16 protein-coding genes are annotated in these 18,514 nt (G+C 65.9%); 4 read left to right on the plus strand and 12 right to left on the minus strand.

The window, feature by feature from the left end; translation table 11 throughout:
• The first annotated feature begins 58 nt into the window (after window positions 1–58).
• Complete coding sequence (locus tag ACV959_RS13925) at window positions 59–382, plus strand: polyhydroxyalkanoic acid system family protein (RefSeq protein WP_475737175.1); 324 nt, start codon at window positions 59–61, stop codon at window positions 380–382.
• Window positions 383–448: 66 nt separating this feature from the next.
• On the opposite strand, the gene ACV959_RS13930 is transcribed toward ACV959_RS13925, so the two are convergent.
• The 4 genes from ACV959_RS13930 to ACV959_RS13945 form a co-directional block, all read right to left on the minus strand.
• Window positions 449–1,063, minus strand: a complete 615-nt coding sequence (locus tag ACV959_RS13930) for a response regulator transcription factor (RefSeq protein ID WP_475737176.1) — start codon at window positions 1,061–1,063, stop codon at window positions 449–451.
• A gap of 156 nt (window positions 1,064–1,219) precedes the next feature.
• On the minus strand, window positions 1,220–2,131 hold the full coding sequence (locus ACV959_RS13935) for a prephenate/arogenate dehydrogenase family protein (RefSeq protein ID WP_475737177.1): 912 nt from the start codon (window positions 2,129–2,131) through the stop codon (window positions 1,220–1,222).
• Window positions 2,124–3,236, minus strand: a complete 1,113-nt coding sequence (hisC, locus tag ACV959_RS13940) for a histidinol-phosphate transaminase (RefSeq protein WP_475737178.1) — start codon at window positions 3,234–3,236, stop codon at window positions 2,124–2,126. The genes ACV959_RS13935 and hisC overlap by 8 nt, the downstream gene beginning before the upstream one ends.
• Window positions 3,237–3,239: 3 nt before the next feature.
• A complete protein-coding gene (locus tag ACV959_RS13945; protein WP_475737179.1) occupies window positions 3,240–4,118 on the minus strand; it encodes a chorismate mutase in 879 nt (292 codons plus the stop codon).
• Between the two features lie 113 nt (window positions 4,119–4,231).
• Between ACV959_RS13945 and ACV959_RS13950 the strand changes: the two genes are divergently transcribed.
• Window positions 4,232–4,480, plus strand: a complete 249-nt coding sequence (locus ACV959_RS13950; RefSeq protein WP_475737180.1) for a hypothetical protein — start codon at window positions 4,232–4,234, stop codon at window positions 4,478–4,480.
• Here ACV959_RS13950 and recN read toward each other — a convergent pair.
• Window positions 4,477–6,153, minus strand: coding sequence for a DNA repair protein RecN (gene recN, locus ACV959_RS13955; protein ID WP_475737181.1), 1,677 nt, complete (start codon window positions 6,151–6,153; stop codon window positions 4,477–4,479). The genes ACV959_RS13950 and recN overlap by 4 nt on opposite strands.
• 164 nt (window positions 6,154–6,317) lie before the next feature.
• On the opposite strand from recN, the gene ACV959_RS13960 reads away from it, so the two are divergent.
• Window positions 6,318–7,208: an alpha/beta hydrolase gene (locus ACV959_RS13960; RefSeq protein ID WP_475737182.1), complete on the plus strand. Its 891-nt coding sequence runs from the start codon at window positions 6,318–6,320 to the stop codon at window positions 7,206–7,208.
• A gap of 2 nt (window positions 7,209–7,210) precedes the next feature.
• Here the strand turns inward: ACV959_RS13960 and ACV959_RS13965 are convergent, their stop codons facing one another.
• On the minus strand, window positions 7,211–8,101 hold the full coding sequence (locus ACV959_RS13965; RefSeq protein ID WP_475737183.1) for an outer membrane protein assembly factor BamD: 891 nt from the start codon (window positions 8,099–8,101) through the stop codon (window positions 7,211–7,213).
• 251 nt (window positions 8,102–8,352) lie between these two features.
• On the opposite strand from ACV959_RS13965, the gene ACV959_RS13970 reads away from it, so the two are divergent.
• Entirely contained in the window at window positions 8,353–10,440 is a 2,088-nt protein-coding gene (locus ACV959_RS13970) for a hypothetical protein (protein WP_475737184.1), read from the plus strand.
• Window positions 10,441–10,621: 181 nt separating this feature from the next.
• Here the strand turns inward: ACV959_RS13970 and lpxC are convergent, their stop codons facing one another.
• From lpxC to ACV959_RS14000, 6 genes are all read right to left on the minus strand, one after another.
• Window positions 10,622–11,533, minus strand: a complete 912-nt coding sequence (gene lpxC / locus ACV959_RS13975) for a UDP-3-O-acyl-N-acetylglucosamine deacetylase (protein WP_475739672.1) — start codon at window positions 11,531–11,533, stop codon at window positions 10,622–10,624.
• A gap of 209 nt (window positions 11,534–11,742) precedes the next feature.
• Window positions 11,743–13,464: a cell division protein FtsZ gene (gene ftsZ, locus ACV959_RS13980; RefSeq protein WP_475737185.1), complete on the minus strand. Its 1,722-nt coding sequence runs from the start codon at window positions 13,462–13,464 to the stop codon at window positions 11,743–11,745.
• Between the two features lie 156 nt (window positions 13,465–13,620).
• Window positions 13,621–14,934: a cell division protein FtsA gene (gene ftsA / locus ACV959_RS13985; RefSeq protein WP_475737186.1), complete on the minus strand. Its 1,314-nt coding sequence runs from the start codon at window positions 14,932–14,934 to the stop codon at window positions 13,621–13,623.
• A 4-nt stretch (window positions 14,935–14,938) separates the two neighbouring features.
• The gene (locus tag ACV959_RS13990) at window positions 14,939–15,937 is read right to left on the minus strand and encodes a cell division protein FtsQ/DivIB (RefSeq protein WP_475737187.1); all 999 of its coding nucleotides are present in this window, start codon (window positions 15,935–15,937) and stop codon (window positions 14,939–14,941) included.
• Window positions 15,904–16,827 (minus strand): D-alanine--D-alanine ligase, encoded by a 924-nt coding sequence (locus ACV959_RS13995; RefSeq protein WP_475737188.1) that lies wholly within the window; start codon window positions 16,825–16,827, stop codon window positions 15,904–15,906. Before ACV959_RS13995 ends, ACV959_RS13990 begins: the two co-directional genes overlap by 34 nt.
• A 130-nt stretch (window positions 16,828–16,957) precedes the next feature.
• Window positions 16,958–18,514 carry a hypothetical protein gene (locus ACV959_RS14000; protein WP_475737189.1) on the minus strand — a complete coding sequence of 519 codons (1,557 nt, stop codon included), beginning with the start codon at window positions 18,512–18,514 and terminating at the stop codon, window positions 16,958–16,960.

Genomic DNA, 18,514 nt, shown 5'->3' on the forward strand with positions numbered 1-18,514 from the left:
CATGGTATCCTTGCGCAGGATTAGCCCCTAGGTCAGAGGTCGCCAGCGGAGGAACGCAATGTCCAGTAGGATCACCGTCACGGTTCCGCACAATCTCGGCGTCGAAACGGCCAGAACACGTCTCGCCGAACGTCTGGAGAAGCTGCGGCGCGACTATGTCGACAAGGTCGCCCATTCCGAAGTGCAATGGGCGGGCGACGTGGCGTCGATCCGCGTCGCCGCGCTCGGTCAGGTCGCGACGGCGCAGCTCACCGTTCTGAGCGACATGGTGAGGGTCGAGGTGCAATTGCCCTGGCTGCTCGCGACCCTCTCCGGCAAAGTGCAGGAAGCTATCTCGCGCAATGCCAACGACGTCCTGCGCATCGAGGCGAAAAAACCTTAGGCGCGCATCGCCATGTTAGAGTCTGCCCCACCCCGCCGGCGAGGGTGAACGCAGGCCGCGCGCGTGTCAGGACGTCGTCGCGCCGTCGCGATCGACCCAGATCCGGACCAGGCCGGCGAGCGTGCGCACCCCGAGTTTCGTCATCGCATTCGACCGGTGCGTCTCCACGGTGCGCGGACTAATGCCGAGCAGCGCGGCGACCTTCTTGTTTTGGGCGCCTTTCAGAATGGCGTCCACAACCTGGATTTCACGCGAACTCAGCGTCTCGAACTTCCTGCGCAGTTCGTCGGCTCTGGCGTTGCGCTCCGACATCGTGCGGTCGGCGTCGCCCGCGCCGCGCAGGGCCGCGACGAGAGCGCCCCTGTCGACCGGCTTCACGAGGAAATCGGCGGCGCCGGCCTTCATGGCGCGCACGGCGACGCCGACATCCGCCAAAGCGGAGACGACAATCGTCGGCAAGGGTTTTTCGCCCGCTCTGATCCGCCGAACAGTATCGATGGCGCAGGGACGCTGCAAATCGACGATGACGCAGCCGGTCCTGGGCTCGCCCGTCTCGTTCAGAAAAGCCGACGCATCGGGGTGGCTCCTGACGTCGAAGCCCTCGCTGGACAACATCGCCGTCAGCGACCCAGGCTCCGCGCCGTCCTCGGCGATCAGGTGAACAATCGGCTCGAATGGCATTGAGCGACCTAGAGCGATGCAGTGAATGACAACTGATTTAGCACACTTGAGCGCGTCAGTTGAAGCTCAAATTATCCAGCAAGTTAAAGCGTTGTTGCCGCAAAGTTTCAGGAACAGCGACATCTTCCGCCAAGCTATTAGAAAGTCAAATGAATATTATCGGCGGCCGAAGTCCGGCCGAGCTGTGTCTTGGCCTTGTTCGATGATCGATTTCCGAATGGCTCGGGTGCGGGTGAAGAAATCGAAGAGACCCTGGCCGTCGCCGCGGCGGATCATGCGCTGCAATGCGCTCAGGTCCTCGTTGAAACGGCCGAGCATTTCGAGAACGGCTTCCCGGTTGTTCAGAAAGATGTCGCGCCACATGGTCGGATCGGACGCCGCGATGCGCGTGAAATCGCGAAAGCCGGAGGCGGAGAATTTGATGACCTCGGACCGCGTCTGCTCGCCGAAATCGTCCGCCGTGCCGACGATGTTGTAGGCGATGAGATGCGGCAGGTGGCTCGTGAGCGCGAGCACCTTGTCGTGATGTTCGGCGCTCATCGTCTCGACCCTGGCGCCGATGCGCGCCCAGAACGCCGCGAGTCTGGCCACCGCCCCCGCGTCCGCCCCTTCCGGCGGCGTGAGAATGCACCAGCGGTTCTGGAAGAGCGTCGCAAAGCCTGCGTCCGGACCCGAAAATTCCGTTCCGGCGATGGGATGCGCCGGAATGAAATGCGCGCCTTCCGGCACATGCGGGGCGACCTGCGCGACAACGGCGCCCTTGACCGAACCCACGTCCGACAAAATGGCGCCCGGCGCGAGATGCGGCGCGATCCGCTCCGCGACGGCGCCGCAAACGCCGACCGGCGTGCAGATGACGACGAGACCGGCGCCATCGAGCGCCAGCGCCGGATCGCCGGTCGCCTCATCGGCGATGCCGAGTTCGCGCACGCGCGCCATGACCGGGGCCGAGGCGTCGAGGATCGCGATCTCGCGCGCGGCTCCGAACTCGCGGGCGGCGCGGGCGATCGACGAGCCGATGAGGCCCGCGCCGATCAGCGCGACGCGACCGAAAACCGGCTCAGCCATTCGCCGCCGCTTTCGCGTCCTGCATGAAATCAGCGAGCGCGGCGACGACGCGTTCGTTGGCGTCCTGCGTTCCGACGGTCAGGCGCAGGAATTCGCCCATCCCATACGCGCCGATGGCGCGCAGCACGAGGCCGCGGGAGGTGAGGAAACGATCGGCGTCGGCGGCGGTGCGGCCCGGCGCGTCGGGAAAGCGGATCGCGACGAAATTCGCGACGCTCGGCAGAACCTCGAGACCGAGCGCGGAAATCTCGCGGGTGAGCCAAGGCAGCCATCGGGCGTTGTGCGCAACCGCAGCCTCGATGTGCGCAACGTCCCCCACCGCCGCGATCCCGGCGGCCGAAGCGGCGCTCGACACGTTGAAGGGCGAGCGGATGCGGTTGAGCGCGTCGATGACATGCGCGGCGCCGTAGCCCCAGCCCAGACGCAGGCCCGCGAGGCCGTATATCTTCGAGAAGGTGCGCGTCATCACGACATTCTCATGTGCGTCGACGAGCGCGACGCCCGCCTCGTAATCGGCGTTCGTCACATATTCCGCATAGGCCGCGTCGAGCACGAGCAGCGTTTGCGTCGGCAGGCTCTTCGCAAGTCGCGCGACCTCGGAGGCCGGCAGATAGCTGCCCGTCGGGTTATTCGGGTTTGCGAGAAAGACGATCTTCGTCTTGTCCGTCACGCGGTCGAGCATCGCGTCGACGCTCGCCGTGTAATTCGTCTCCGGCGCCACGACGGGAACGCCGCCCGCGGCGAGCGTGACGATCCTATATTCGAGAAAGCCGTATTGGCTGTAGAGGCCCTCGTCCCCCGGACCAATATAGGCGAGCGCCAGCAGCTCCAGAATATTGTCGGAGCCCGCGCCCATGACGATGCGCGCCGGATCGAGTCCATAGCGCGCGCCGACGGCTTCGCGCAGCGCGCGCGAGGAGCCGTCTGGATAAATCGCGATCTCATGCGCCATGTCCCGAAGCGCCTCGACGGCGGCGGGCGAAGGCCCGAGCGGATTTTCATTCGCCGACAGCTTGAACACGCGGCCGGCGCCCGGCGCGGCGCTCTTGCCGGGAACATAGGCGTCGATGTCCAGCACGCCGGGGCGGGGAACGGGGCGCGTCATCGATCAGCTCCTTGGCGCAAACACGCCGCTGCGCGCTTCGTTGAGTTCATATCGGCTCGCGTGGCTGCCGATCGGCTCGACCGCCGCGCCGTCCGCGCCGGCCGAGGCCAGCTCCTGCGCGAAGCGCGCGGCTTCGATCCGGCCGGGCGCGGCGACCAACAGGGACAGGCCGCCGGCGTGCGGGGCGCTCGCGAGAATTTCGCCCTCCAGCGCCGAGACGACCGCCGGAATGGCGTGCGACCACCGCGGCAGGCCGATGGCGTAAAGCATGATGTCGCGCGACGCCGCGTCCGCCGCGGGCCGCGCCACGATGAACACGGGCAGGCCGGCCGGGTGATCCGGCCGCTCGACGAAGGGCAGGCGCGCGATGATCTTGGGCGCCGTCTCGCCCACGAGCCGCACCCACCAGGCGCCGTCAGCCAACGCGCCGGCCGCGCGCAACATGCCGAGATCGCCGCTGGAGGCGGCGACCGCCTCGATGACGGCCCCTGCCCCGTGATGCGGCACGTAAGGCACAGTGAATCCGAAATGGAAGCGCGCGCTGTCGCGCATCTGCGCGTCGCCGCCAGAATCGTCGGCGTGCACGGAATAATTCGCCTGGACGTAGGTGAAGGTCGAAACGATCACGCGCCAGACGCCCTCGACCGCGTCGACGGGCAGGAGACCGCGATGCCGCTCGACGAGCGCGCGCATCATCTGCGCCTCGCGGTCGGGCCGAAAGGCGCATCCTCCGCCCTGCGCGCGCTTGACCGCGATCAGGCGGTCGATGATCTCGCCGCGCGCCATCAATAATTTGTGCATTTCGAGATCGATGCGGTCGATCTCGCCGCGAAGTTCGGCAAGCTGGTCGGCGGCGGGAGTCAGCGCGGAGATTTCTTGCATGGCGTTTCTCTTAGGCCAGCGGGCGGCGAGAGTGAAGGGGGCGCGCGGCGCCTCGCTTCCCCCCGTCCGAGCCCGGAAAACGCAATTTTCAGGGTTCGGTCCAGGGCTTTCCAATGCGCGTTTCCAAAGCCTATCGCCCGCCGCCCCCGGATTTGCAGCGTCTCCGGCGGTGGTTTCCCGTTCCGGCGGCGAACGCGTCCGCCAATCCGAAGACGCAAATGCCGAAACCCGGCCCGCCGCCAGAGCCGACGCGCGGGAACGGCCGCATCATGTTCCTGCTGCAAAATCTGACGATCGTCACACGCCCCGACGGCGGGAAGAAACGCGACTGGCCTTACGGGTTCTTGCTGCGGCGGGATTAACCCGCCGCCTCCAGCAGCCGCGCGGCGGCCGCGCGCGCCTCGTCGGTGACGGCGGCGCCGGAGAGCATCCGGGCGATCTCCTCGCGCCGCTCGGCGTCCGCGAGCACGGCGACGCTGGTCGCGACGCGCCTGTCCTTGCCCCGCGCCGTCGCGCCCTTGCTGATGCGCAGGTGACGGCCCGCGCGCGCGGCGACCTGCGGCGCATGCGTGACGGCCAGAACCTGCGCGCGTTTCGCGAGCCGCGCCAGACGCTGGCCGATCGCGTCCGCGACGGCGCCGCCGACGCCGGTGTCGATCTCGTCGAAAACCAGCGTCGGGGCCGAGCCGCGGTCCGCGAGCACGACTTTCAGCGCGAGCATGAAACGCGCGAGTTCGCCGCCCGAAGCGACCTTGGTGAGCGGACCAGGCCGCGAGCCCGGATTGGTCTGAACCCAGAATTCGACGCGGTCGATCCCTTCCGGCCCGCCGTTTTCAGGGTCGCTCGTCACCTGCGTGGAGAAATGCGCGCCTTCGAGCTTCAGGGGCTTCAATTCTGCGTCGACGAGGGCGTCGAGCCTCTTCGCCGCCTTCTTGCGCGCCTCGGAGAGCGCGCGGGCGGCCCCGTCATAGGCGGCCTTCGCGGCGTCCAGTTCCCGCCCCAGAGTCACGAGCCGCGCTTCCGAGGCGTCGAGCGCGGCGATGTCGCCGGCGAATTTTTCTGCGAGCCTCGGCAGGTCTGGCACGGTCACGTGATATTTGCGCGCCGCGCCGCGCAGCGCGAACAGCCGCTCCTCGACGCGCTCCAGTTCGGCCGGGTCGAAGCGCGTTTCGGCGAGCGCCTGCTCCAGCGCCTGTTCGGCGAGCGAGAGCGCGTCCACGGCCTGGGCGAGCGCCCTTGCCGGCGGCTCCAGAATCTGCGGGGCTTGCGTCAATCGCCGTTCCAGCCGCCGCGCGGCCTGAGCGATTTCCGCCGCCGGCGCCCGCTCGTCCGCGAAGGCGGCGAGCGCGTCGCGGATATCGCCCGCGACCTTCTCCGCCCGCTGCATGAAGAGGCGGCTCTCGGCGAGCGCCTCCTCCTCGCCCGGCTCCGGCGCGAGCTTCGTCAGCTCCTCATGCGCATGGCGCAGATAATCGGCGTCGGCGCGCGCTTTCGCGATTCGCGCTTCCTCCTCCGCCAGCGCGCGGCGCGCGCCCTGCCAGGCCGCGTGTTTCGCGCGCACGTCGATCGTCTGCGCGAGCAGGGCGCCATGCGCGTCGACCAGCGCGCGATGGGCGCCCGGATCGACCAGCGCGCGGTCGTCGTGCTGGCAATGGATTTCCACGAGTTCGCGGCCGATGGCGCGCAAGGCCTGCGCGGTCGCCGGCTGATCGTTGACGAAGGCGCGCGTGCGGCCGTCCGCCGCCTGCACGCGGCGCAACACCATTTCGTCCTCGCTCGACAGACCAAATTCGCGCGCGGCGAGATGGGCCGGATGATCCGCCGGCAGATCGAAAACCGCCGTCACCTGCCCCTGCTCGCAGCCGGCCCGCACCAGCGCGGCGTCGCCGCGCCCGCCGAGCGCGAGCACGAAAGCGTCGAGGAGAATCGACTTGCCGGCGCCCGTCTCGCCGGTGAGCGTGGTGAGCCCTCGCCCGAAGTCGAGATCGAGCGCGTCGATCAGCACGATGTCGCGAATGGACAGACGAACCAGCATACGCGTTACTTTACCGCTCCGGCGCGCGCGCCGCATGCAACGCCGCCGCGGCGGCGCCGTTATCCTGTGGACGGAAACGCGCGGCGAAAATGCGCGTGGCGGGTTTTCGCAAGGCGCGCGCCCCGAGCTTCGAAGCGGCGATTCGCCGCAATGGGGAGGTTGGCATGGCCGATGACGAAATCAATGAGATTCGCGCGCTTCTCGGCGCAAAGCCGCGCCCCGTGGGCTGGAGCGAGCGCCGCGCGCGCATCGAAGAAGTGGGCGCTGTCTGGCCGGCCGCGGCCGACATTGCGCTGACCCCGGCCGACATCGGCGGACTCGCCGCGGAATGGTCGCTCGCGCCGGGCTCCGATCCGCCGCGAGTCGTCCTGTTCTTCCACGGCGGCGGCTATTGCTCCGGCTCGATCGTCAGTCATCGGCGCATGGTCACGGAGGCCGGGCGGGCCGCCGGCGCGCGAACGCTCGCGGTCGCCTTCCGGCTGGCGCCCGAGCACCCCTTCCCCGCCGCCTATGACGACGCGCTCGCGGCCTGGCGCTTTCTGCGGGCGCAGGGAATCGGCGCCGAGAATATCGCTGTCGGGGGCGACAGCGCCGGCGGCGGCCTCTCGCTCGCGCTGGCGATGCGATTGCGGGACACGGGCGAAACGCCGCCCGGCTGCCTGCGGCTTTGTTCGCCCTGGACCGATCTGACCATGTCGGGCGAAACCCTCGCCACGAAGGACGCCGTCGATCCGCTGATCCATGAGCCCTATCTGGACGAACTGGCGCGCGCCTATGTTCCGCTGGGCGTCGATCGGAAGGATCCGCGCGTTTCGCCGCTTTTCGCAGATTTGCGCGGCCTGCCGCCGACGCTCGTGCAGGTCGGCTCGGCGGAAACGCTGCTCGCGGACTCGACGCGGTTGGCCGCCGCCGCCGGCGCCGCGGACGTTCCCGTCACGCTGGAAATATGGCCACAGATGATCCACGCTTGGATGATGTGGAATGCGCGGCTCGCCGACGGCCGCCGCGCGCTGGCGCTGGCCGGCCGGTTCATCCGCGCCCACACGGGCGGCTGACGTCAGATCGCGTGCAGGGTTTTGCCGATCTTGGAGAGCCAGGAGTCGGTGTATTCGTGCGGCTCCAGTCCGCCCGTCTTCAGCAGGGCGTGCGCATCCTTGTACCACTGCGAGTCGGGGAAGTTGTGGCCAAGGATCGCCGCCGCCGTCTGCGCCTCGTTGGCGACGCCCATCGCCATATAGGCTTCGGTGAGGCGGTAGAGCGCTTCCTCGGTGTGGCGGGTTGTCTGATATTTGCCGAGCACGTCGTGGAAGCGGTTGATCGCGGCCGGGTAATTCTTGCGCGTGAGATAGAAGCGGCCGACCGTCATCTCCTTCGCCGCGAGTTGATCGCGCGCAACGCTCATCTTGTAGCGCGCGTCCGCGACATATTCCGACTTGGGATATTTCTGGACGAGTTGTGAGAAAATCTCGAGCGCCTTCTCGGCCGACGTCTGGTCGCGCATCACGTCCGGCACCTGATTGTAGTAGGACATGCCCGCGAGATAGTACACGTAAGGCGTATCCGCCGAATTGGGATAAAGCCCGATGTAACGCTGCGCCGACTGTATGGCGTCGTCGTAGGCGGGCTTCTCATATTGGGAGAAGACTGTCATCAACAGGCCCTTACGCGACCATTCCGACGACGGATAATTCTTTTCCAGCTCGCCGAACTTTTTGGCGGCTCCCTCATAGTCTTTCGTGTTCAGGCGCGCGAGGCCTTGATTGTAAAGATCCTCCGCCGGAATGTCGGGGGTAATCTCCGTCTTGTATTTTTCCCCGCCGCCGAAGAGGCCGAAACCGCTCGTGATCGAGTCCATGATGTCGGCCCGCGCGGGCGCGGCCGAGAGGACGAGCGCGGCGGCAACGGCGAGCGCGGCCGGAGAACGAAACGAAACGGCAAAAACCAACATATTGAAGCGCCCCTTGCGGCATCGAGCGACAGCCCCGCCGCGCTCGCAAGCCTCTTAGCCTAAACCGCCAAGCTGCGCCACCATCGGGCGCGACCGCATCGCGGCGCTGGCGGCGCGCGGCGACGGATTTTGGGGACAGAGGAAATGACCTTCTTCTGGCGAGATTATGGCGAGGCGGGCGGGCGAGAGCTTTACGGCTCGGAGAACTCATGAGAGTGTTGCGGAGTTAACTGACGAATTTGAGCTTGACGATGACTTGGACGGTTTGGGCGGCCATTGGCTTCGTAATCGGTTGTTTGTTCCAGCTGGTCTTCCAGAAAAAGACAGTGGACGATAAAAAATTGAAACGTCCATGGCTAGAGATGCTTTGGAAACCGCGAACCGCTCCGGCTCAAAACCAACCGAGCGCGCGCGTCAAAACGACTGCGGCCAAGGCTGCTCTCGTTGTCGTGACGGTTATCCTCGCGGTCATTGCTCTAAACCACGATGCAATGTTCGCGAGCCTTCCCGGATGGAACCGGCCCTGCTGCCCGCTACCGGAGCCAGATCGCTTCCTTGACTTTGAGGAATGGCTTGTCAAATCCCGATTCGTTTGGGCCTTGTTATGGGCGATTGCAGGATGGCTGGCGGCGGAACATCGCGCAAAAATTTCGCACCGCCTGGATCAACTCTACACGGCTTTTCTGGGAGGGGACCATCCTTCGCCATGGGCGCTTCAGAGCGGCTTGGCGGTGCTCGCGCTTTTTGGCGTTGTCCTGGCGTTTCGTCCCGCTTTACTTGAAAAAATCCAATCGGTTCGTGCTGGCGATCTGGAGGCGAAATTTGATTCCGCGTCTTCCAAACTGAAGGAATTCCCAAAAATCAAATTGAATTTATATTTCATGAAAGAGACTTTGACGATTTGGGACAAATTCGGTTTTTTTCCCGCTGATCCAAACAGCGGGGGATCTGATCTGGGCAGCGTTGGCGATTGCGCCTCTAAAACTAAAGAAAATGCCCGTAAATTTTGTCGCATCGGCAACAAAACCAAATGGGCGGACGAAGATGCGACATCTTTTGATGCACGTTTATCTATCTATTATGTAAATAATTATTGCTTTAATAAAATTTTAATTACAGAAATTTTGATGCGCAAGTACATAAGACCATTGATAAGCAGCCTCACGGAACTAAAAAAGCTAGACGAACCAGCTTTTGAGCGCATGCGTTATGATCAAGACGTGAAGCGGGCCGTCGCGGCGGCGACATCGGCCGTAAATGCCAACGGCATCGACTGCGTCAGCGCCCGCAACACTCTCAGGGCGATCAAAGATATTCAGAACAGCGTCGATAACAGAATAAAAGTTATAAAAAATTATTCTCAGGAACTGCCTGCCTGCAATAAATGTGAATCTACAGAAGAAAAGCCAGGCGTTAAATGCGATCCTCAAAAAACAACAGCCTCTGACCCACTAGAGGAAGATGTCAAATTATTAGTTGATGAAGACAGAAAAGCAAAAAAATGCTGTAATGAAAAAGAAAAATATTACCCATGGGAAGCTTATATTGTCGCATTGGTCAGCGATCTCGTCGCCTTCGCCGGAAATCAAGCGGATAAGGCGCACTTTCTCGACCGGATAAAGGACAGGTATCCACTCAACCAAAATTGCGCTTCTTACAATCAGAGCACGCCACTACCGGGATCCATAAATTTTCATGGATATTTGGTCGACGCAATGCTGCATAGCGAGGATTATGCTTTTTCGGTCGAGCGCATTCAGAACGAGTTGGATCAGGTCGATGCCGCGATCCACTGTCTGATCGAGTCGGATTGGCTAAAGGATCTCGACAAGACCAAGCACAGGTGGAACGAGATCGAGCGCATCTACCGCCGCAATCTCATTGTCGATCTTCCATTATACATGGAACTATATGTTTCCGCCGTAGTATCTGGGCGAAAACTTTCCGCGCCGCAAATCGAAAAATGGAAACTAATTTATGCCCGGTCGAGGAAATTCGTTCGCTTTTTCAATGGCTACGGAGAGGACATGAAGGGGGAAGGCGCGAACGCGGAAGTGAAATGGCTCGAGGCGAAAACGGAAATCGAAAAGGAGCCTTATCTTTTGCAGGAAACCGCCATGTGGGCCGCCTTGAGCGCAATATTTATTTCCGCATATGCTGGCGAGTCGGTCGGAGCCGCCCAATGTTCGGAAGCCAGGACCTTGATCGCGCTGGCTAAATCCGAAAGCCGTTTCAAGGCGATTAAAGACTCCGGAGACAAGTCGGATTACGACGTGCAGAGAATGAAAGCCTTGAATGAGCAAGCTGAGGCCGCCATCGAGCAAATGTGCGGCCCCTGAGGCCGCACATTGTCATCTCGGCGTGCTCATCGCCCAGACGAGCGCTGACTGCAGCGTCGCCGCCGAGGCAACGGCCAAGCCGATCAAATATCGAACAGCCAGACGGAGCATCTTTTTTCTCCCAGCGATGCATCACCGCCTTTTAGGGTAGGGCATCCTTCCCGATCTGACAATGCCCAGATCACAGCGCGGCGGATCTGACCGTAGCGCGGGGAACCGTCTCCAATCCGCCGCGCTCCAAAGCCCCTGCCCGCATCGCCTCCGTCACGAGCGCCACGTTGAGCGCGTGGCCGCCCCTGTAGGACCGGAAGGCGCCAACGATCGGGGCGCCGGCGAGGGCGAGGTCGCCCACGACGTCGAGCATCTTGTGCCGGACGAATTCATCCGGGAAGCGCAGGCCGAGCGGATTGAGCACCGTCGCGCCGTCGAGCACCACCGTATTGTCGAGCGTAGCCCCGAGCGCGAGGCCCGCGCGCCACAGCCGCTCCGCGTCGCGCAGGAAGCCGAAGCTGCGGGCCGGCGCCAGTTCGCGGCGGAAAGACTCCGGGGTGACGTCCAGCGCGAGACGCTGGCGGCCGATCAGGCCCTCGTAGGAAATCTCGACGTCTAGGGCGAGGCCGGATCGAGCGGGCGTCAGCTCCGCCCAGCTTGCGCCATCGGCGACGCGCACCGGCGCGACGACGCGCAGACAGGCGCGCGGCGCGCCGAGTTCGACGATGCCCGCCTCGTCGATCGCCGCGACGAAGGCGCGGGACGAACCGTCCATGGCGGGGATTTCCGCGCCATCCACCTCGATCAGGACGTTGTCGACGCAAAGACCCGCAAGCGCCGCCAACAGATGTTCGACGGTCGACACGCTCGCCCCCGCGCCCGAGAGGCGCGTGCGCAGCTGCGTCGCGTCGACGCCGCGCCAGTCCGCGCGAAGGTCGGCGCCGCCGAGGTTGAAAACGATCCCCGCATCCGCCGCGGCGGGCAAAAGCGTCAAGCGCGCTGGCAAATCGCTATGGGCGCCGCGGCCCGAAACCGTGACGGGGCGCGCGATGGTCGTCTGCGCGGCGCGGGAAGCCTCGGGGGCGCGGGACTTCGGGCGAATGAGGAACTCCTCCCGACAAGTGACGGCGTGCGCGGCCGGAGCCGACCGGCGGCGGGATTAACGGATGCTAGCCCAAAAGGCCGGCGTCGCTCCAGTAACGGATTCTTACAGAATGTTACAACCGGCAAAATTTCTCTGCAGGCCAGCAACTTGGCGAAAAAACGAAGGCCCGCGCGGGGCGGGCCTTCGGAGGACGCGGACAAGAGCGGTCAGTGATTGGACTGACGCCGCAGGAAAGCCGGGATTTCCAGATGGTCCTCTTCGGCCGGACGCGGCGCGGGGGCGCGACGACCGTGCGGATCGAGCGGCGCATGGGCCGGCGCCTGCGGGGCCGGCGCCGTCGGACGCTTGGCGTATTCCGCATGCGAAGGCGTCGGCTGCGGCGCGGCCGGCGCGCGGGGCGGCATGGGCGCCGGCTGCGCGTGAGGCGCCGGCGCGGTCGGCGCATGCATCGCGTCTTCCTGACGGCTCGCGCCGAAGGAGGCGAGTCGTTCGAAAATCGACTTCCGGCGCGGATCGTGGGCCGCCTCGTTGCGCTGCTGGCGAATCTGGTCCTGGATCGGCCGCGGGAAGTCCTCGATGCTCGGCATGCGCGGGGCGCGCGGCAGTTCGGGAGCCGGCGGCACGTAGGGCGCTGGCGCCGGTTCGGCCACTCTGCGCGGCGCGGGCTCGGGCGCCGGCTCGGCGTAGGTCGGACGCGAGGCGACCGGTTCGAGGTAAACGCCATGGGTCGCCACCGGCGCGGGCGCGACGGGCGCAGGCTCGGGGTAGTAGGGCGCCGGCGCCGGCTCCCGCATTTCGGGCTGGTAGGGCGCGGGGGCGGGACGCTCCGGCATGGCGAAGGTCGGCGCCTGCGTCTCCACGACCGGCGCGGGCTGGGGCTTCGACTGCTGCATCTGGAGACGCATGCGCTCGGCGGCCTCGGCCATGCGCGACTGGCTGGTCGGGTCGTCGGCGGTGATCGCCGCGAGGTCGATGCCCGTCGCCACGACCGACACGCGGATGACGCCCTCGAGCGACGAGTCGAAGGTCGCGCCGAGGATGATGTTGGCGTCCTCGTCCACCTCCTGACGAATGCGGCTCGCCGCCTCGTCGACTTCATAGAGCGTGAGGTCGTGACCGCCGGTGATGGAAATCAGCAGGCCGCGCGCGCCCTTCATCGACACTTCGTCGAGCAGCGGATTGGCGATCGCGGCTTCCGCCGCCAGATTGGCGCGGCGCTCGCCGGTCGCCTCGCCCGTGCCCATCATTGCCTTGCCCATGCCGCGCATGATCGAGCGCACGTCCGCGAAGTCGAGGTTGATGAGCCCTTCCTTCACCATCAGGTCGGTGATGGACGCGACGCCCGAGTAGAGCACCTGATCCGCCATGGCGAAGGCGTCGGCGAAGGTTGTCTTCTCCGTGGCGATGCGGAAGAGGTTCTGGTTGGGAATGACGATCAGCGTGTCGACGCATTTCTGGAGTTCGGAAATTCCGGACTCCGCGATGCGCAGGCGGCGCTGGCCCTCGAAATGGAACGGCTTGGTGACGACGCCGACGGTCAGAATGCCCATCTCGCGCGCGATCTGCGCGATGACCGGCGCAGCGCCGGTGCCGGTGCCGCCGCCCATGCCGGCGGTGACGAAGCACATATGCGCGCCCTGGAGAATCTCACGAATGTCGTCGCGCGCCTCCTCGGCCGCGGCGCGGCCGACTTCCGGCTGCGCGCCGGCGCCGAGGCCCTGCGTCACTTCGAGGCCCATCTGGATGCGGCGCTCCGCGGGCGAGGAGGCCAGCGCCTGAGCGTCGGTGTTCGCAACGAGGAAATCGACTCCGGAGAGTCCCGACGAGATCATGTTGTTGACGGCGTTGCAGCCGCCGCCGCCGACGCCGCAGACCATGATCCGGGGCTTCAATTCCCGCAGTTCGGGAGCTTTCAGGTTGATCGTCATTTGCCAGGCCTCTCGAAATTTACACTGCTCATCGGCGTCGGTTGTCCCAATCCTTGGACGCCCCGTCGCCGACCGCGTCGTCCTCGGTTATTTCTTCAAGAGGCCCGCCTCTCCAGGCCGGATCGCCTCAGTTGAGAGAATCACTTGCTCCCGATTCTAGAAGCTTTCCTTTAACCATCTACCTACTCGCGTCATGTAGCCGTCGGTTCCCGTCGCCGCCCGCTCGCCGCGATGGGGCTCGAAATATTCGCGGCCCGCGACCTGCGGATAGACGAGCAGACCGGCCGCCGCCGCGAAAGCGGGGCTGCGCGCGGGATCGGGAAGGCCTTCGACGCCGATGGGGCGCCCGACGCGCACCTGGCCGCCGAGAATGCGACGCGCGCATTCGGCCGCGCCGGTGAGCTGGCTGGCGCCGCCCGTGAGAACGATGCGGCGGCTCGGGCTCGCCGGATAACCGGCGCGCGCCATGCGGTCGCGCAGGAATTCGAACGTCTCCTCGATGCGGGGGCGGATGATCCGCACAAGATGCGACTTCGGCGCATGGGCCTTGTGGGGGCCGCGTTCGCCGACGTGATCGAAGGAAACGGTTTCGCGCTCGTCCGACGACGATGCGATGGCGGAGCCGTGGAAGGTCTTCAGACGCTCGGCGTCGGCGAGGCGCGCGTCGAGGCCGCGGGCGATGTCCATGGTGACGTGATTGCCGCCCAGCGTCACCGCATCGAGATGAACCATCTCGCCACGCGCGAAAACCGCGAGCGAGGTCGAGCCGGCGCCCATGTCGACGACGATGACGCCCATCTCCGCTTCGTCGGGCTCGAGCACGGAGAGGCCCGCCGCGTAAGGGGCCGCCGCCATGCCTTCGACGCCCAGATGGCCGCGTTCCGCCGCGAGGATGAGATTGCGCGCCGCCGCCTGATCGCAGGTCGCGACATGCAGATCGACGCCGAGTTCGTCGCCGATCATGTCCTTGGGTTCGCGAATGCCGCTGACGCCGTCGAGCGAGAAGCCCGTGGGCAGCGAATGAATCGCGACGCGGCCGCGATGCAGATGATGAGCGGCGGAGGCCTCTAGCACGCGATGGATGTCGGCCGGGGCCACCTCGCGGCCGCCGATCGCGCGCTTCGCCGCGAAATGCTCCGACGCCATGCGTCCGCCGGACGCCGTGACGATGACGCGATCGACCTGCATGCCCGCCATGCGTTCGGCGGCGTCGACCGTGTGGCGGATGGCGCGCTCGGCCTCGTCCATGTCGACGACGAGCCCGTGCTTGACGCCCATCGAACGCTGGTGGCCGATGCCGACAACGCGGATGCGATGCGTGCGCCAGTCTCCCGGCGCCGCGCCGCCCGCAGGGCTGAGGCGCGCGATGAGGCAGGCGATCTTGGACGTGCCGACGTCGAGTGCGGCGAGCGTCGCTGAACGGCGCGGCGACAGCGGTTTCAGACGCGGCGGAACAAGCTGGGCCTTCATGACTCTAACCACCACTCTTCTTGGTCTTGCGCGATTGCGCCGCTTCGCGCGCGGCGGCGGCTTCTTCGGTGAGGCGCACGGTCACGCGATCCCGCGCGCGCATGTCGATCGTCATCACGTCCTTGTCGAGGATGCGAGACTCTCGCTGCAATCGGGCGAGCGCCTCCATCGCGCGGGCGGGTTCTTCCTCGGGGAGCTTCACCGTGACGCCATTGGTCATCTCGATGTCCCAGCGCCGGCCGGCGACGAGGACGCCCGCCTTGATGCGCTGGGCGAGGTCGCCAGCGAGTTGTAGCAGGACCAGATATTCGGGCAGACGCTTCTGCGCGCCCTCGCCGACGACGAACGGCAAGCCGAGATAGCGCTCGTCGCGCAATTCGTCGATGGCGACGCCGTCTTCGGAGATCACCGAGACGCGGCCGTCGCGCTGCCACAGCGCATGAGGCGCGCGCTCCTCGATCGCGATGACGAGCCGGTTGGGGTAGAGCTTCATCACCCGCGCCGACTTCACCAGCGGCACGGCCATGAGCCTCTCGCGAACGGCGCTGGCGTCGAGAAAGGGGAGCGAATTTCTGGGACCGACCCCCGACGCCTCCAGGAGCTCCTTCTCGGTCAGCCGGGACTGGCCGGCGATCGTCACGGCGGAAATGTCGAAGCCGATGGCGCGGGCGGCGATGTCCAACGGCTGGCCCTCGCGCGCGACGATTTCGTCGTAGCCGCCGTTCTCGAGGAGCCCGGCGAGGCCGACGCCGCCGAAAAGCAGCAGCACCGCGACGAAGCCGACGCCAGGCCGCGCCAGAAAGGCGTAGCGGTCAAGAGCCGAAACTTCTGCGGCCCGGCGGCGCGGCGCGGGTCGGGAAGCATTAGGGTTAACCGCCGCGGCGTTCGAGAAAGGCGCGCCGGCGACGGCGGGACGCGGATGCGCTAGTGAAAAATGAACAAGCGGAAGGGAAGCCGTCGCCGACTCCTTCAACGATCGCAGGATGCGTCCTCCACCATCCATTTGACTAGCTCGCCGAACGAAAAACCTGCGTAAGCCGCCATTTCTGGCACGAGCGAGGTCTCCGTCATTCCCGGCTGCGTGTTGACTTCCAGGACGACGAGCTCGCCCGTGCCACCGGGCCGATCGTCGAATCGGAAGTCGGCGCGGCTTACGCCGCGACAGCCGAGCGCTCTGTGAGCCTCGATGGCTAAATGTTGAACCTCTTGGTAAATATTCTCTTTAAGATTCGCCGGAAGAACGTGGGTCGAGCCGCCTTTCGCGTATTTTGCGTGATAGTCGTACCAGCCGCCGTCCGCGGCGAGGATTTCGATCACGTCGAGCGCCCTGTCGCCCATGACCGCGCAGGTGAGCTCCCGGCCAGCGATGAACTGCTCGGCCAGCATCGCTTCTCCATGCGCCCAGTCCGGAGCGGCGAGCGCAGCGGGGGGCGGCGCGTCGGCGTTGGTGACGATGAAGACGCCGAAGGAGGAGCCCTCCGAGACCGGCTTCAGGACATAGGGAACGGGGAGGACGTGCGCCCTCGCCGCCTCCAGCCGATGCACCACGCGCCCCTTGGGCACGGGAACGCCCGCGGCCGCCATGACGACCTTGGCGACGTCCTTCTTCATGGCGACGGACGAGGCGAGCACGCCCGAATGGGTGTAGGGAATGCGCAGAAGCTCCAGCACCCCCTGAATGCAGCCGTCCTCCCCGAACTTGCCATGCAGCGCGTTGAAGGCGACGTCCGGCCGCAGCGCGGCGAGCACGCTGGCGGCGTCATGGCCCACATCCACGGGAGTGACGCGATAGCCCTGCTCCTCCAGCGCCCTGGCGCAGGCCCGGCCCGAGCGCAAGGAAATTTCGCGTTCGGCGGAAAGCCCGCCCATGAGCACGGCGACGTGTCTGGTCATGACAATCTCTTAATCTGCGGACGGGGCCGGCAGCCCCAAGAGGCGCCGGGAACGCGGCGGCACGCCGGACCGCGGAAAGCGAATCTCCGGAGCCCCACGCTAAGTTGCAGCCGGCGCCCGCGCAACGGCGTCACCGGGACTTCCTGGTCCAGATTTCGATCTCCTGCGCCTGGCCAGCCTTCTCGTAGCCGTCGAGCGCGTCCGCGGACTCGGGCTGTTTCAGAACCCATTCGCGCGTTTCCCGATCTTCGACCACGATGACGTCCGGCCGGCCGGCGCGCACGTCCTCCACGAAGCCCGCGAGGTCGCGGCGGCGGTAATCCTCGAGGCGCGGGCGCCACGACAGATCCGTCGCGTCGCGCAGCAGCCACGCGGCGAGGCTCGCCGTCCACAGCGCATTGGGCCGGCCGACCCAGACGCCGCCGAGCTGGCGGGTGACCGGATGGCCATAGTCGAGCTGGCGCGCCATGGCGATTAGACGCGGATGCGGCGGCGCCACGCGGGCGATTTCCGCGCGAAGTCCGGGATGCTCCTCCACGTCGCCAAGCACTTTGACCGCCCCGAACAGCGCGGGCGCCGCGATAAATGCCGGCAGGAAGACATATTTGAACAAGGCCCCTTCCCGCGCGGCGCGCGCCCGCGGATGACCGTCGAGCGCGAAAAGCCACCAGGCGAGCAGCGCCAGAACGAGCCCGGGATAGGCGTGATTGCTCCAGCCCTTTCCCTGAATGAAGAAGCCGGCGAGAAAGCCGATCGACGCGAAGGCGCACACGCGCGCGGCCGAGGGGGCGACGAACCCCGGCGCGACCGGCGGATGCGCGAAGCCGCGCGCTGACGCGATCGCCAGCGCCGCGAGCAGCGCGACATGAAACGGCGCGAGCGAAAAGAAGGCGAGATGTTCGAATGTGTCCCGCGCCGGCTGATAGACGTCGGCGATCACGGGCAGCGCATAGCGCGCGTAGGCCGGAAAGAACAGCAGGGTCGCGGCGCCATAGACGGCGCAGGCGCCCGCCGCCACGGCCATTTCGGCGGTCAGTAGCAAACGCGGGGAACGCTCGCGAAACGCCAGCGCCAGCGCCGGCAGGGCGACGGCGAGCGCGAAAAACGGCTTGAAGCAGAAAGCCGCGCCAGCGCCGATGCCGGCGAGGACGCGCAGCCGCAACGGAACGCGCCCGCCTTCGGCCGCGGCCGCGAGCGCCGCCAGCATGGGCGCGAGGGCGAGGAGCGCCAAATGTTCCCGCTCCGCGAAGACCATCTCCGGCGCGACGAGCAACAGGAAAACGGCGGCGTTGAGCAGCAGCCCATAGTCCTCGCGCGAGCGCCGCGCCCCGAAGCGGAAGATCGCCGCGCTCGCCGCGAGCGAACAGAGCGCGGCGGCGAAGGTCAGCCCCGCAACAACGGACTCAGGCGTCAAATGATGCGCCCGCGCCAACGCAACGGCGGGCGCCAGCGCAAGAAAGGCGGCCGGCGGGTTGGGATCGGTGACGTCGACATAGGGAACCGCGCCGTCCAGATATTTCCCGGCGAAGGTGATGAACCAGGACACGTCGCAATCGAGATGTCCCGCCGCCTGTTGCGCGACCGCAAGGAGGACGAGCGCGAGCGTCGTCCAGGAACTTGCGAGCGAGGCGGAAAGCCGCGCGGACGGACGATCGATCGAAGCGCTTCGCGATGCGATGGAGCTCAT

Source organism: Methylocystis sp. Se48 (genome assembly GCF_056269425.1).